16 protein-coding genes and 1 pseudogene are annotated in these 12,113 nt (G+C 60.1%); 8 read left to right on the top strand and 9 right to left on the bottom strand.

Annotation, left to right across the window (positions count from 1 at the left end; genetic code table 11):
• Positions 1-77: 77 nt before the first annotated feature.
• A complete protein-coding gene (locus BN1137_RS20990; RefSeq protein ID WP_050720459.1) occupies positions 78-968 on the bottom strand; it encodes a DMT family transporter in 891 nt (296 codons plus the stop codon).
• Between the two features lie 178 nt (positions 969-1,146).
• On the bottom strand, positions 1,147-1,374 hold the full coding sequence (locus tag BN1137_RS22650) for a lipoprotein (protein ID WP_157433886.1): 228 nt from the start codon (positions 1,372-1,374) through the stop codon (positions 1,147-1,149).
• Between the two features lie 666 nt (positions 1,375-2,040).
• Between BN1137_RS22650 and BN1137_RS20985 the strand changes: the two genes are divergently transcribed.
• Positions 2,041-2,514, top strand: a complete 474-nt coding sequence (locus tag BN1137_RS20985) for a DUF2846 domain-containing protein (RefSeq protein WP_050720458.1) — start codon at positions 2,041-2,043, stop codon at positions 2,512-2,514.
• Between the two features lie 129 nt (positions 2,515-2,643).
• Here the strand turns inward: BN1137_RS20985 and glyS are convergent, their stop codons facing one another.
• Both glyS and glyQ read right to left on the bottom strand, forming a co-directional pair.
• The gene (gene glyS, locus BN1137_RS20980) at positions 2,644-4,713 is read right to left on the bottom strand and encodes a glycine--tRNA ligase subunit beta (protein WP_050720457.1); all 2,070 of its coding nucleotides are present in this window, start codon (positions 4,711-4,713) and stop codon (positions 2,644-2,646) included.
• Positions 4,714-4,722: 9 nt separating this feature from the next.
• Positions 4,723-5,646 carry a glycine--tRNA ligase subunit alpha gene (gene glyQ / locus BN1137_RS20975; RefSeq protein WP_050720456.1) on the bottom strand — a complete coding sequence of 308 codons (924 nt, stop codon included), beginning with the start codon at positions 5,644-5,646 and terminating at the stop codon, positions 4,723-4,725.
• Between the two features lie 221 nt (positions 5,647-5,867).
• Here glyQ and BN1137_RS20970 point away from each other — a divergent pair, with 221 nt between their 5' ends.
• Entirely contained in the window at positions 5,868-6,449 is a 582-nt protein-coding gene (locus BN1137_RS20970) for a DNA-3-methyladenine glycosylase I (RefSeq protein WP_050720455.1), read from the top strand.
• 59 nt (positions 6,450-6,508) lie between these two features.
• On the opposite strand, the gene BN1137_RS20965 is transcribed toward BN1137_RS20970, so the two are convergent.
• Positions 6,509-7,069 (bottom strand): cysteine hydrolase family protein, encoded by a 561-nt coding sequence (locus BN1137_RS20965; RefSeq protein ID WP_050720454.1) that lies wholly within the window; start codon positions 7,067-7,069, stop codon positions 6,509-6,511.
• A 291-nt stretch (positions 7,070-7,360) separates the two neighbouring features.
• On the opposite strand from BN1137_RS20965, the gene BN1137_RS20960 reads away from it, so the two are divergent.
• The 5 genes from BN1137_RS20960 to BN1137_RS20940 all read left to right on the top strand — a co-directional run bounded on the left by BN1137_RS20960 (position 7,361) and on the right by BN1137_RS20940 (position 9,438).
• Positions 7,361-7,615 (top strand): hypothetical protein, encoded by a 255-nt coding sequence (locus BN1137_RS20960; protein ID WP_050720453.1) that lies wholly within the window; start codon positions 7,361-7,363, stop codon positions 7,613-7,615.
• A gap of 44 nt (positions 7,616-7,659) precedes the next feature.
• Positions 7,660-7,932: a hypothetical protein gene (locus tag BN1137_RS20955; RefSeq protein ID WP_050720452.1), complete on the top strand. Its 273-nt coding sequence runs from the start codon at positions 7,660-7,662 to the stop codon at positions 7,930-7,932.
• Positions 7,933-8,014: 82 nt separating this feature from the next.
• Positions 8,015-8,269 (top strand): hypothetical protein, encoded by a 255-nt coding sequence (locus tag BN1137_RS20950; protein WP_050720451.1) that lies wholly within the window; start codon positions 8,015-8,017, stop codon positions 8,267-8,269.
• Between the two features lie 101 nt (positions 8,270-8,370).
• The gene (locus BN1137_RS20945; RefSeq protein ID WP_050720450.1) at positions 8,371-8,613 is read left to right on the top strand and encodes a hypothetical protein; all 243 of its coding nucleotides are present in this window, start codon (positions 8,371-8,373) and stop codon (positions 8,611-8,613) included.
• Between the two features lie 168 nt (positions 8,614-8,781).
• Complete coding sequence (locus tag BN1137_RS20940; protein ID WP_050720449.1) at positions 8,782-9,438, top strand: OmpA family lipoprotein; 657 nt, start codon at positions 8,782-8,784, stop codon at positions 9,436-9,438.
• Positions 9,439-9,613: 175 nt separating this feature from the next.
• Here the strand turns inward: BN1137_RS20940 and BN1137_RS20935 are convergent, their stop codons facing one another.
• The 3 genes and pseudogenes from BN1137_RS20935 to BN1137_RS22160 all read right to left on the bottom strand — a co-directional run.
• Positions 9,614-9,961 (bottom strand): RidA family protein, encoded by a 348-nt coding sequence (locus BN1137_RS20935; RefSeq protein WP_050720448.1) that lies wholly within the window; start codon positions 9,959-9,961, stop codon positions 9,614-9,616.
• A 19-nt stretch (positions 9,962-9,980) separates the two neighbouring features.
• Positions 9,981-10,226, bottom strand: a complete 246-nt coding sequence (gene tusA, locus BN1137_RS20930; protein ID WP_050720447.1) for a sulfurtransferase TusA — start codon at positions 10,224-10,226, stop codon at positions 9,981-9,983.
• Between the two features lie 124 nt (positions 10,227-10,350).
• A pseudogene (locus BN1137_RS22160) lies at positions 10,351-10,446 on the bottom strand (sulfurtransferase TusA); the annotation flags it as partial.
• 170 nt (positions 10,447-10,616) lie between these two features.
• Between BN1137_RS22160 and BN1137_RS20925 the strand changes: the two are divergent.
• Entirely contained in the window at positions 10,617-10,808 is a 192-nt protein-coding gene (locus BN1137_RS20925) for a hypothetical protein (protein ID WP_050720446.1), read from the top strand.
• 48 nt (positions 10,809-10,856) lie between these two features.
• Here BN1137_RS20925 and BN1137_RS20920 read toward each other — a convergent pair whose 3' ends face one another.
• Positions 10,857-12,113, bottom strand: a complete 1,257-nt coding sequence (locus BN1137_RS20920; protein ID WP_050720445.1) for an ABC transporter substrate-binding protein — start codon at positions 12,111-12,113, stop codon at positions 10,857-10,859.

Here is a 12,113-nt window from a genome sequence, read left to right as displayed (position 1 = left end):
GATGAATTAATGCCACTACCCTAGCAGCGACGGCGGCGGCTGCCTATCCCCGAGTCGGGGGCTGCTTGCTACCCGCGCTAATCGGGGCTGGGTTCCTTTACCGACAGGCGCACACTGCTGCGCAGCAGGGGCAGCTGATAGAGCACCAGGGCGCCGAGTACCAGTCCGGCGCCGGCCAGCTTGGCACCGCCGAGGGCTTCGCCATAGCAGAGGGTGCTGAGCATCAGGGTCCAGACGGGTTCGAGCAGCATCAGCAGGGCCGCATGGGTAGTGGTCATCTTGCTCAGGGCCAGGGTCAGCAGCAGATAGCGCAAGGTGGTGGCGAGCAGCACGCTGGCGGCAAACCAGCCCCAGGTACTGGGGCTGACGAAGGGTGGCCAGCTCTCGGTCAGCAGGGAGAGAGCGGTGCCCATCAGGCCTGTCATGGCGAGCTGGATACAGGTGAGCCAGCGCGCCGGGATCGACTGGGCGAAGTGGCGATGGACCGCGAGCTGGGTGCCGAGGGCCATGGCGGCGGCCAAGAACCAGAGCAGGGAGCGGGAGACGCCCCAGTCGGTGCCGCTCGAGAGCAGCAGCAGGCCCGCCACGGCCAGGGGCAGTGTGGTCCAGTAGTGGCGGCCCGGCCGGGTCTTGAAACCGGCCCAGGCCGCCAGCGGCGCCATCAGGGTGGCGACGCTCATGATAAAGGCGCCGCTACCGAGGGCATCGCTCTGACTGATGGCGGTCACCCAGAGCAGCAGGTTGAGGCCGAGCAGGGAGCCGCAGCCGAGGGCGCGCAGCAACTGAGCACGGCTGGGTCTGGGTTCGTACAAGATGGCGAGGGGCAGCAGGATCAGCGCCGCCAGCAGGAAGCGGCTGCCGATAAAGGCGGCGGGGGGCAGCTCACGGATCGCCTCCTTGGAGAAGAACCAGCCGGCGGCCGCCAACAGGGTGGTGCAGATCATCAACAACAGGGGCGTGCGGTTCATGGGGTCGCCGTCGGGTCACAGAGGCTGGAACGAGTGAGGGATTGTACACGGAAACGGCGGAGGTGCTGGTGTGGCAGGTTGCGGCTAGCGCTCAGCCGGATGAAGCAAAGCCCCAAGGATGGTCATCCTATGGGGCTCTTTATTGCGGCAAGAGAGTGATCAAGAGAGCCGTTGAGCGTTACTCCACGGCGGTCAGGCGAAAGCCTTTACCCTGCATGCACAGGTTGATCAGCTCTTCCTGCTGATCTTCTTCGATCTTGTTGAGTTTGACCTGATATTGGCATTCGGACAGGGCATCCGTTCTCTGGGCCTCGGAGGCGCCCTCTTTCATATATTCACTGTCGGGAGTGGAAGAGCAGGCGCTCAATATGAGCATGGAGCCAAGAACGACAAGGTGACGCTTCATACAGATGTCCTTTAAGGTGATACATATGGTCAATACTGCCAGTATGTTTATCTATTTTATGGTGGTTTTGATATTAACGTTTATTGTCAAATAAATATCGCCAACAGAGCGGTGGTATTATCTATTTTTTTGAGATGTATCACCTTTTTCAATTGCTCAATAGTGCTGACTCGACACCATCTTCCAATTTAATGATACATACGGGGTCATTATATCAACGTATGGGTTTTTGATATTGACTGGAGCTGAATAAGAGGGTGGAAAAGTCATCACTCCTTGCCACCGGTTCAATACCCATGGAGCCTGATACCGCCGATACAAGGCACTGAGGATGCAGAGCGACATCCTTAGTTGGCGTGAGCCAGGATGCTGGTGTCTCGAAAGTCCGATTACGCTGCGCTAATCGAACCAACAGGCGATAGAACCTATAGCCCTAGACAACCACCTAAGTGTCCTTTGCACCAAGCGTTGCCTGTTGTCATAAGAGGTATGTCATTCTCCATATTCCAGTTTGATGCGTGTCACATCAGTTTTATTTTTTGAAGCGAAACAATAAAGTCTGCTGGCGGTACAGGGATTCATATGGTCAAATTCGCCGTTGTCAGAGACAACTCATTATTTATTAAAATATAAATTTCAGGCTAAATATTGCACGGAGAATTCCCCATGATGTTTAAAAAACTGGCGCTGGCGTCAACCGTATTGGGCACCTTGTTACTAGCAGGCTGTGCTAGTGTTCCAATGGAAAGTGCTCAGGAAAGTGCCAGACTCAAAGCCTTCCCTGCGCCGAAAGATAATATGGCAGGCCTTTACGTCTACCGAGACAGCTATATGGGAAAGGCCCAGAAGAAAGATGTTTTTGTTGATTCTGAATGTCTTGGTGAGTCTGCCAACCAGACTTTCTTCTATAAGCAGGTAGCAGGCGGTAAAACTCACGAACTCTCTACCGAATCTGAATTCTCCGATAACAAGATTTCTGTTTTTACCGAGCCAGGTAAGAATTACTTCTTCCGCCAGATTATAAAGATGGGTGTCTTTGTTGGTGGCGCCAAGCTTGAGCCGGTTTCCGACACTGAAGGCAAGCGCGTGATCTCCAAAGGAAACGTGCAGCTTGCCAAGTCAGGTGCCTGCAGCAATTAATCCTGCTAAGAAAAGCATTCAATTAAAAGATGCTGTTGGCATTTTTGTGAGGCGTTAACCTCACTTCCTCCCTAATAAAAGAACGGCGCCTCTTGGCGCCGTTTTTTATATCACTTAACCCAACCAGGATCACTGCAGCAGGGAGATATCCGCTACTTGCAGGAACAGGTTGCGCAGGTTGTTCAGTAGCGCCAGACGGTTGGCCTTGAGGGCCTCGTCGTCTGCCATCACCATCACCTCGTTGAAGAAGGTGTCGACCGGTTCGCGCAGGGCGGCCAGACGGGTGAGGGCGGCCTGGTAGTCACCGGCGGCAAACAGCGGGGCCAGCTCGGCTTGCAGTGCTGCAACCTGGGTGGCCAGCGCTTTCTCGGCGGCGTCCTGCAACAGTTCTGCCTTGACCACGGTCGGCAGCTCGCCTTCCACCTTGGCCAGGATGTTGCTCACGCGCTTGTTGGCGGCGGCCAGGGCCAGGGCGGCATCCAGGCTGCGGAAGTGGCTGACGGCCTTGACGCGGCGATCGAAGTCCAGCGGACGGGTCGGGCGGCGGGCCAGCACGGCCAGCACCACATCGGCACCAATACCTTCGTCCTGATAGGCGGCGCGGAAGCGGCCCAGCATGAAGTCGACCACGTCGGTGACGACGGTTTTGTTGGTCAGCTTGTCGCCGTAGACGCGTACCGCCTCTTCCACCAGTTCAACCAGATCCAGGTCCAGCTGCTTCTCGGTCATGATGCGCAGGGCACCGATGGCGGCGCGGCGCAGGGCGAAGGGATCCTTGTCACCCTTGGGCAGCATGCCGATGCCGAAGATGCCGGCCAGGGTGTCGAGCTTGTCGGCCAGCGCCACGGCGCAGGCTTCCAGAGCGGACGGCAGGGCATCGCCGGCGAAGCGCGGCATGTACTGCTCGTTCAGGGCCACGGCCACCACTTCGTCTTCGCCGTCGTGACGGGCGTAGTGCATCCCCATGACACCTTGGGTGCTGGCGAACTCGCCGACCATGTTGGTCATCAGATCGCACTTGGAGAGCAGACCGGCACGCTTGGCCTTCGCCACATCGGCGCCGATGCGCTCGGCGATGAAGCCGGCGACGGTCTCGATGCGCTCGACCTTGGCCTTGACGGTGCCGAGCTGCTGCTGGAACAGCACGGTTTCGAGGCGCGGCAGGCGCGAGGCCAGGCTCTGCTTCAGATCGGTCTTGAAGAAGAACTCGGCGTCAGACAGACGGGGGCGCACCACCTTCTCGTTGCCGCTGATGATCTGGCTCGGGTCCTTGGACTCGATGTTGGTGACGAAGATGAACTTCGGCAGCAGCTTGCCGTTCTTGTCGTAGACCGGGAAGTACTTCTGGTCACCCTTCATGGTGTGCACCAGCGCCTCGGCGGGGACCGCCAGGAACTTCTCTTCGAAGTTGGCGGTCAGCACCACCGGCCATTCGACCAGGGCGGTGACTTCTTCCAGCAGGGCGTCGTCCAGATCGGCGATACCACCGAAGGCGGCGGCGGCCGCTTCGACGTCAGCCTTGATCTTGGCCTTGCGCACCATAAAGTCGGCTACTACCTTGCCTTTTTCCAGCAGGATCTGCGGGTATTGGCCGGCGTTGTCGATTTGGAATTCGGGCTCGCCCATAAAGCGGTGACCGCGAATGGTGCGGGCGGAGTCGATCCCCAGAATGGTGGCGGGCACCAGCTCGCCGTCCAGCAGCAGGGTCACAGTGAACACCGGACGCACGAACTGGATGGTCTTGTCGCCCCAGCGCATCATCTTGGGGATGGGCAGCTTGGCCAGAGATGAAGCTACAAGCTCACCCAGCAGTTCTTTGGCCGGGCGGCCTTCGATCTTGGCGTTGTGAACCAGCCACTCGCCCTTGTCGGTGACCAGACGCTCGGCCTGCTCGACCGTGATGCCATTGCCACGGGCCCAGCCCTCGGCGGCCTTGGTCGGCTTGCCGTCGGCATCGAACGCCTGGGACACGGCCGGGCCGCGCTTCTCGACGCTCTTGCTCGGCTGATCGCTGGCCAGCTCGCTCACCTTCAGCGCCAGACGGCGCGGTGAGGCGAACCACTCGACGTCGCCGAAGGCCAGATCGGCCTTGGTCAGCTCGGCTTTGAAGTTATCGGCAAAGGCTTCGGCCAGGGAGCGCAGGGCCTTGGGTGGCAGCTCGGCGGTGCCGATCTCTACCAGAAATGTATGTTGTGCCATGTCCGTTCCTTAACCTTGCTTGTTCTCAGTGCGCTTGCACATCGGGAAGCCCAGCGCCTCGCGGGAGGCGTAGTAGGCCTCGGCCACGGCCTTGGTCAGGGTGCGAATGCGCAGGATGTAGCGCTGACGCTCGGTGACCGAGATGGCCTTGCGGGCATCCAGCAGGTTGAAGGAGTGGGCGGCCTTGAGGATGCGCTCGTAGGCGGGCAGCGGCAGCGGCGTTTCCAGTGCCAGCAGGTGCTGGGCTTCCTTCTCGTACTGCTCGAAGCAGTGGAACAGGAAGTCCACGTCGGCGTGTTCGAAGTTGTAGGTGGACTGCTCCACCTCGTTTTGGTGGAACACATCGCCGTAGGTGGTCTTGCCCAGGGGGCCGTCGGACCACACCAGGTCATAGACGCTGTCCACGCCCTGGATGTACATGGCCAGACGCTCGAGACCATAGGTGATCTCGCCGGTGACCGGCTTGCATTCGAGGCCGCCAACCTGCTGGAAGTAGGTGAACTGAGTCACTTCCATGCCGTTGAGCCACACTTCCCAGCCCAGACCCCAGGCACCCAGGGTCGGGTTTTCCCAGTTGTCTTCCACGAAGCGGATGTCGTGGATCTGGGGATCCATGCCCAGCTCTTTCAAAGAGCCGAGGTAGAGTTCCTGGATGTTGTCGGGGGACGGCTTGATGATCACCTGGAACTGGTAATAGTGCTGCAGGCGATTCGGGTTCTCACCGTAGCGGCCGTCGGTGGGACGGCGGGACGGTTGCACGTAGGCGCAGGCGATAGGCTCAGGCCCTAAGGCACGCAGACAGGTCATGGGGTGGGAGGTACCGGCACCCACTTCCATATCCAGCGGCTGAATGATGGTACAGCCCTGGCGGGACCAATAGTCCTGCAGCTGCAGGATCAGGCCCTGAAAGGTTTTGACATCGAATTTTTGCATAGTGTTTTTCGCGCGAAGTGAAATCAGAGCAAGATTTGCTGAATGTTAACCGAAGGAGTATACCGTCTGGCATGGTCGGATAATAGGCGAAATTGCAGCGGATTCATGGGGTGGCGCTGCGCCGGGCCTGGTCGGCCCGGGATGAAAGCCCCGTCATGTGGCCGATGAAATCCCCTTGTCGGACAGAGAGTCGGGCAGAGAAAAATAACAGGAGACGAGGAATGGAACTGCGCTGCGCCTGGGTGACCAAGGACCCGGAATACATTGAATACCATGATAAACAGTGGGGACGGCCGGTACGCGACCCGCGCGAGCTGTTTGCCAAGCTCTGCCTCGATGGCCAGCAGGCGGGGCTCTCCTGGATCACCATTCTCAAACGCACCGACAGCTATTACCGCTCCTATGCGGACTTCGATCCCGCGCTCATCGTCCGGTTTAATGAGCAGGATGTGGAGCGGCTGATGCAAGACACGGGCATCATCCGCAATCGCCTCAAGGTGCAGTCGGTCATCAAAAACGCCCGCGCCTATCTGGCGCTAGAGGCCCAGGGCATCGACTTCGCGGATTATCTGTGGGGCTTCGTCGGCGGCGCGCCCATCGTCAATCAACGTCAGGGCAACGGCGATATTCCCGCCACCTCGCCAGAGTCTGACGCCATGGCCAAGGCCCTCAAGAAGTTGGGCTTCACCTTCGTCGGCAGCACGATTTGCTACGCCTTCATGCAGGCGGTGGGCATGGTGAACGATCATCTGGTGAGCTGCCCCTGCCACGTGGAATGTCAGCAGTCAGGGACACTGGGGTAACGCGGAGGACAGACGAAGAGGGGAGGCCTGAGCCTCCCTTCTTCGTTTGAGATCCGGGATCAACTGGGCTGAAGGGCGTGGACCAGCGCGTCACACACCTCGTTGCTGCTCATCAGCCGCACGAAAGGGCCAGCCAGGGTGGCGTTGTGGTGGGCGATGATCTGCGTTGCGGCAAGCTGCGGGGTATCCATGCAGGTATGAGCATCGCTCACCAGCACCACGGAGTAGCCGAGATCTGCCGCCGCCCGGCAGGTGGTATCTATGCAGTACTGGGTCTTCATGCCGGTGACGATCAGGGTCTGCACTTTGTCCTCTTTCAGCCAGCCATCGAGGCCGGTGCCATGAAAAGCATTGGGCCTTTGCTTGTCGAACACCCGATCGGCGTCGTCGACAACCAGTTCCGGCGCCAGTTGCCAGAGCGGACTGCCGGCGGCGATGGGGCTACCGGCCGGGCCCGTGTGGCGCACCGCCAGCACGGGGACACCGGCGGCACGGGCCGCCTGGCTCAGGCGATTGATGTTGAGCAGCGTCTCGGTCCCGGCATGGGGCGCCTCGGGGCCGTGAAGGAGGCCGGCCTGGATGTCGATGACGAGCAGGGCAGCGTGAGGCAGAGATGACATGGGGATGGCTCCGTGAGGAATGTCCTCCACTCTGGCGTTACTGGCCGTTGAGCGGCAACCCCGCATCTGGGGGATTGCAAGCGCTGCCCGACATTGCGACGTCTGTCGTGGCGATGGGGCCGCCGCCGCACTATCGGTCATGCAGGCCGTGGGCATGGTGAACGATCATCTGCTGAGCTGCCTCTGCCACGCCCAGTGCCAGCAGGGGTTGGCGCTATTTTTCACCGCCCGGTACAGCCGGCATACAGTCAAACCTGCTCAAAATCGGGGTAACTATCATGAGGATACCCCATGTCACTGAACGCATTTCGCACCCTCTCCCTCGGCAGCCTGATCCTGACCGGTTGCACCCTGTTGTTGACCCTGCCCGCCGAGGCGACCGATCGCCAGGACTCCCGCGACGTGCGCCAGGAGGTGCGTCCCGAGATCCGCGAGGCCAAGATAGATTGTCGTCAGGCCAACAATAAGGACAACTACGAGTGCCGTCAGGACAAGCGTGAAGTGAAACAGGACGTGCGCGAGAAGGCCCGCGACGTCAAATACTGAGTCCGCACCACAGATATCAGCCCGATCAACCAGGGAGACTCGTCATGAACATTTCAACTCCTCACCCGGTTCGCAGCGCCTTGCTGTCAGCCTTGTTGGTCGGCTGTACCCTGTCGGTGGCCATGCCGGCTCTGGCCACCGAGCAGGCCCAAGAGCGCCGTCAGGCACGGGATCTGCGCCAGGATGTCCGTCAGGAATCTCGCGAGCAGAAGCGGGATTGCCGCCAGGAGGAATTCCTGGGCAACGCCGATTGCCGCCAGGAGCACCGCCACAACAAGCAAGAGGCGCGCGATGCGGCTCGCGATATCAAATACTGATCCGAGAGCGCGGGCTCGCCGAACCCATCTTCCATGACGGCAGCCGAACCTGGCTGCCGCATTAACTTAATCTGGAGTCCTTATGACTGTTTCCATCTCTCGCCTGAGCGCCGCCCTGCTGACCGCTTGCACCCTGTTCGCCGCAGTGCCGGCGCACGCCACCAATCAGGGTGAGCAGCGTCAGGATGCTCGCGACATCCGTCAGGACGGTCGTCAGGAGTCCCGTGACGCCAAGCAGGAGTGCCGTGAGGGTCTGGTGGGCAATGCCGATTGCCGTCAGGACAACCGCGACAACAAGCAAGAGAACCGTGACGAGGCTCGCGACGTCAAGTATTGAGCGCTAGTCCGGCATGGGGCCTCGGCCGATACCACTTTAGGTCCGGTGTATAATTAAGAAGCGCCATGCCGATGCGTTTTATCTGTTGTTAGGAGTTACCGATGAAGAAGACTGTATTCATGCTGCTTGCCGCTACCGTCCTGTTGACCGCTCTGCCCTCGCAGGCGACCGAGCAGGCCCGGCAGCGTCGTGAGGCCCGTGATGTGCGTCAGGATACCCGTCAGGATTCCCGTGAGGTCAAGCAAGATTGCCGCAACGGTCTGGTCGGGAACGCCGATTGCCGTCAGGAACACCGCGATGCCAAGCAGGAAGGGCGCGACAAGGCTCGCGACATCAAGTATTGAGACACTGCCCGTAAACGAGACTGATGGGGCAATCCCGTCATAGTGTTCAACAAGGGAGCCTCGGCTCCCTTGTTCATTTGGCGATGTCCGAGCGTCACACTCTGGCGCTCCCCTGAGGTAGAATGCGCGACCATTGGTTAGCGTCGTTCTTTTTCAGAGGTTTTTTCCATGCATTTCAAGAAACTCGTTCCTGCACTTGCCTTGACCATCGCCATGACCGGCTGTACTACCAACCCCTATACCGGTGAATCCCAGACCTCCAAGGGTGCCTGGGGCGCGCTGGCCGGTGCCGCGACGGGGGCTGCCGTGGGCGCACTCTCCTCCAGCAAGGGTGATCGCAAGAAGGGCATCCTGACCGGGGTGGCCGCCGGCGCCGCGCTGGGTGGCGGTATCGGTTACTACATGGATGTGCAGGAAGCCAAGCTGCGCGAGAAGCTGCAAGGCACCGGCGTCAGCGTGACCCGTAACGGTGACGAGCTGATCCTCAACATGCCGAACAACGTCACCTTCGACAGCTCCAGCGCCCAGCTGAAAGCGGCAGGGGCCAATACCCTGTCTGGCGTTGCCATGGTGGTGGCCGAGTTCGACAAGACCCGTCTGAACGTGGTCGGCCACACCGACAGCACAGGTTCCCGTGACCTGAACATGAAGCTCTCCGCTCAGCGCGCCGACGCCGTCGCCGCCCAACTGATCGGTCAGGGTGTGACCGGCAGCCGCATCTCCACCAGTGGTGTTGGCCCGGATCAGCCGGTTGCCAGCAACAGCACCGCCGCCGGCAAGGCCCAGAACCGTCGGGTGACCATCACCCTGACCCCGACCGCCTAAGCGGTCCGGTTCCCGGCAATAAAAAAGCCCCGCCAATCTGGCGGGGCTTTTTTGTTTGTGCCGTTGAGAGACATGGAGCTGCGCTCTCGTCTCCCTTCTCCCCTCGCGGGAGAAGGGTTGGGGATGAGGGGGGCGGCGATTTACCTGCCTATCGCGGGGATAGATCCCTCCCGACTTACACAGCCGCGGTCAGCTGCACTTCGACCTTGTAGCCTTCGTGGGCGAGGCGAGCCTGCACACAGGCGCGGACGGGGGCGGTGCCCGCCGGGATCCAAGCATCCCACTGGGCGTTGAAGGCCGCGATGTCGCCGATGTCTTTGAGGTAGATGTTGGCCATCAGGATCTTGCCAACACCGGAGCCATTGGCTTCCAGCAGGCCTTGCAGGCTGGTCAGCACTTCACGGGTCTGCTGGTGAATGTCGGCGCTCTCGGTAGCGGGGACTTCCACCACGTAGAGGGTGCCGTTGTGAATGACCACATCTGACCAACGGGCCGTGGTGCCAATTCGGGTAATGGCTGTCATGTTTGCTCCGAAGCTGGGCTCATTGACCCTTGCGGATCAGATAGCGATAGGGGGCCTGTGCTGTTTCGCTGGCGATCAGGGTGTGATCCATGAAACGGCAGAAACTGGGGATGTCGCGGGTGGTGGAGGGATCGTCGGCGCTGACCAGCAGGGTCTCCCCCTCGGCCATCAGCCGCACTTTCTTGCGCACCATCATCACGGGTTCAGGGCAACGAAGCCCGATTGCGTCCAACTCGTGAGTTGCATCGCAGAATAAAGTACTCATCAATAATCAACCTTCAGCCGTATTTTCTTGCGCGCTATTGTCACGGGCTCCGGGCAACGAGGCCCGATTGCATCCAATTCATGGGTCGCGTCGCAGAATAAAGCACTCATCAATAATCAACCTTCAGCCGTATTTTCTTGCGCGCTATCGTCACGGGTTCAGGGCAACGAAGCCCGATTGCGTCCAATTTATGGGTCGCGTCGCAGAATAAAGCACTCATCAATAATCAACCTTCAACCAATTCAGCTGCCAATGATACTCAAGGCGAAAAAATAATCAAATTACAGGGCGAAAAGCAGCATATGTAACCAAAGTGTGATCTGGCCCTATCCACTCCCGGCGCGATGAGTAATATAAAAATTGAATCATATTCAACAAGGAGGTGTGAATATGCAGGTCTCCTACGGCAGATTACAAGCCTACGCAGGCATGGGGTTCCTGTCCTTCGCCATGATAGTGCTGGGCAGCCCGATTGGAAACACCGGCACCTGGTTCGGTGCCATGGTGATGATAGGGCTGGGGCTCTGGATCGAGCTCAGCGACTACTACGACGAGGATGAGGACGACAACGATCAATCCTGAATCAGACAGGCTCTTTTGGTACCCAAAGGCGGAGATGCTCCGCCTTTGTCATTTCTGCTCGGCACCGGAACGGGTCGAACGCATGGCCCGCTCCAGTTGCAGCGCCGTCTGCTCCGGGTTGGCCCTGCTGTCGTTAAAGAAGCCGCTCAGCACATCCATGATCGCCTGGCGCATGTTGGTCGGCACCGCCATCCCCTCCGCCATGCTGGGCAGCAGGCTGCCGTCACGCTCCGCTTGCTGGAAGTCTTGGTAAGAGCGGATGGCGCAGCGATCGAACTTGCTCATGTCCGGCTTGATCAGGGCGGGGATGGAGCCCTTCACCCGGTTGAACTCCTCCTGGAATTTCGGCGTCATCAGCAGTTGGGCCAGCTCGCCCTGGGCCTGCAACTGGGCGGGATCGCGCTGCTTGAACATGGCGATGGAGTCCAGGTTGTAGCTGAACAAGCCCAGGCTGCCCGGGCTTGGCAGGCATTCGATGTCTTCCCCTGGCCGGTAATTGCCGGCGCTCAGCTCACCCTTCACCCAGTCTCCCATGATCTGCATGGCGGCCCCGCCGCTCTCCAGCAGGTTGGTCGCCTGGTGCCACTTCATGCCGGCGTATTTCTCCGGCACATAGCTGCGCAGCTGCCGGAAGCGGGTCAGCACCCGCACCATGTCGGGCCCGGTCAGGGTGGCCGCATCCTGCTCCAGGAAGGCCTTGCGGTAGAACTCTTTGCCCCCTTCACCGAGCGCCACGGTTTCGAACAATACCGCCAGCTGCCAGGGCTCGTTGCCGATGGCGAGCGGCGCCACCCCTTGCGCCTTGAGTTGTTCCGCCACCGCCATGAACTGGCTCCAGTCGGTGGGGGGCGTCAATCCCAGCCGCTCGAACACCTTGCGGTTGAGCCACAGCCAGTTGACGCGGTGGATGCCGGTCGGCACCGCCATCAGGGCGCCATTTTGACTCAGGGTCTCGCGCACCATGGGGGAGAGCTGCGGGTACCAGCCGAGGTGCTCGGCCATGGGGCTGAGATCGCGCAGGAAGCCGAGGCTGGCCCACTCGTGCAGCTCATAGCCCTTGAGGTGCGCCGCCTCCGGCGGATTAGCCGCCAGCGCCCGGCTTTTCAGTACCGTCATGGCGCTCTTGCCGCCGCCGCCCTGCACCGCGAAGTCGTTCCACTGGTTGCCGCGCTCGGCCCATTGCGACTTGAGGACTTCCACCGCCCTGGCTTCGCCACCCGAGGTCCACCAGTGCAGCACCTCCACCTGGGCGGCACTGATGGGCAGGGATAGCAGGGCTATGACAGAAAAAGACAACCACTTCAT

Source organism: Aeromonas tecta, assembly GCF_000820185.1.
Lineage (GTDB): Bacteria > Pseudomonadota > Gammaproteobacteria > Enterobacterales > Aeromonadaceae > Aeromonas > Aeromonas tecta.
Note: the sequence above shows the minus strand (reverse complement) of the source record. Positions and strands in the feature narration are given on the sequence as shown.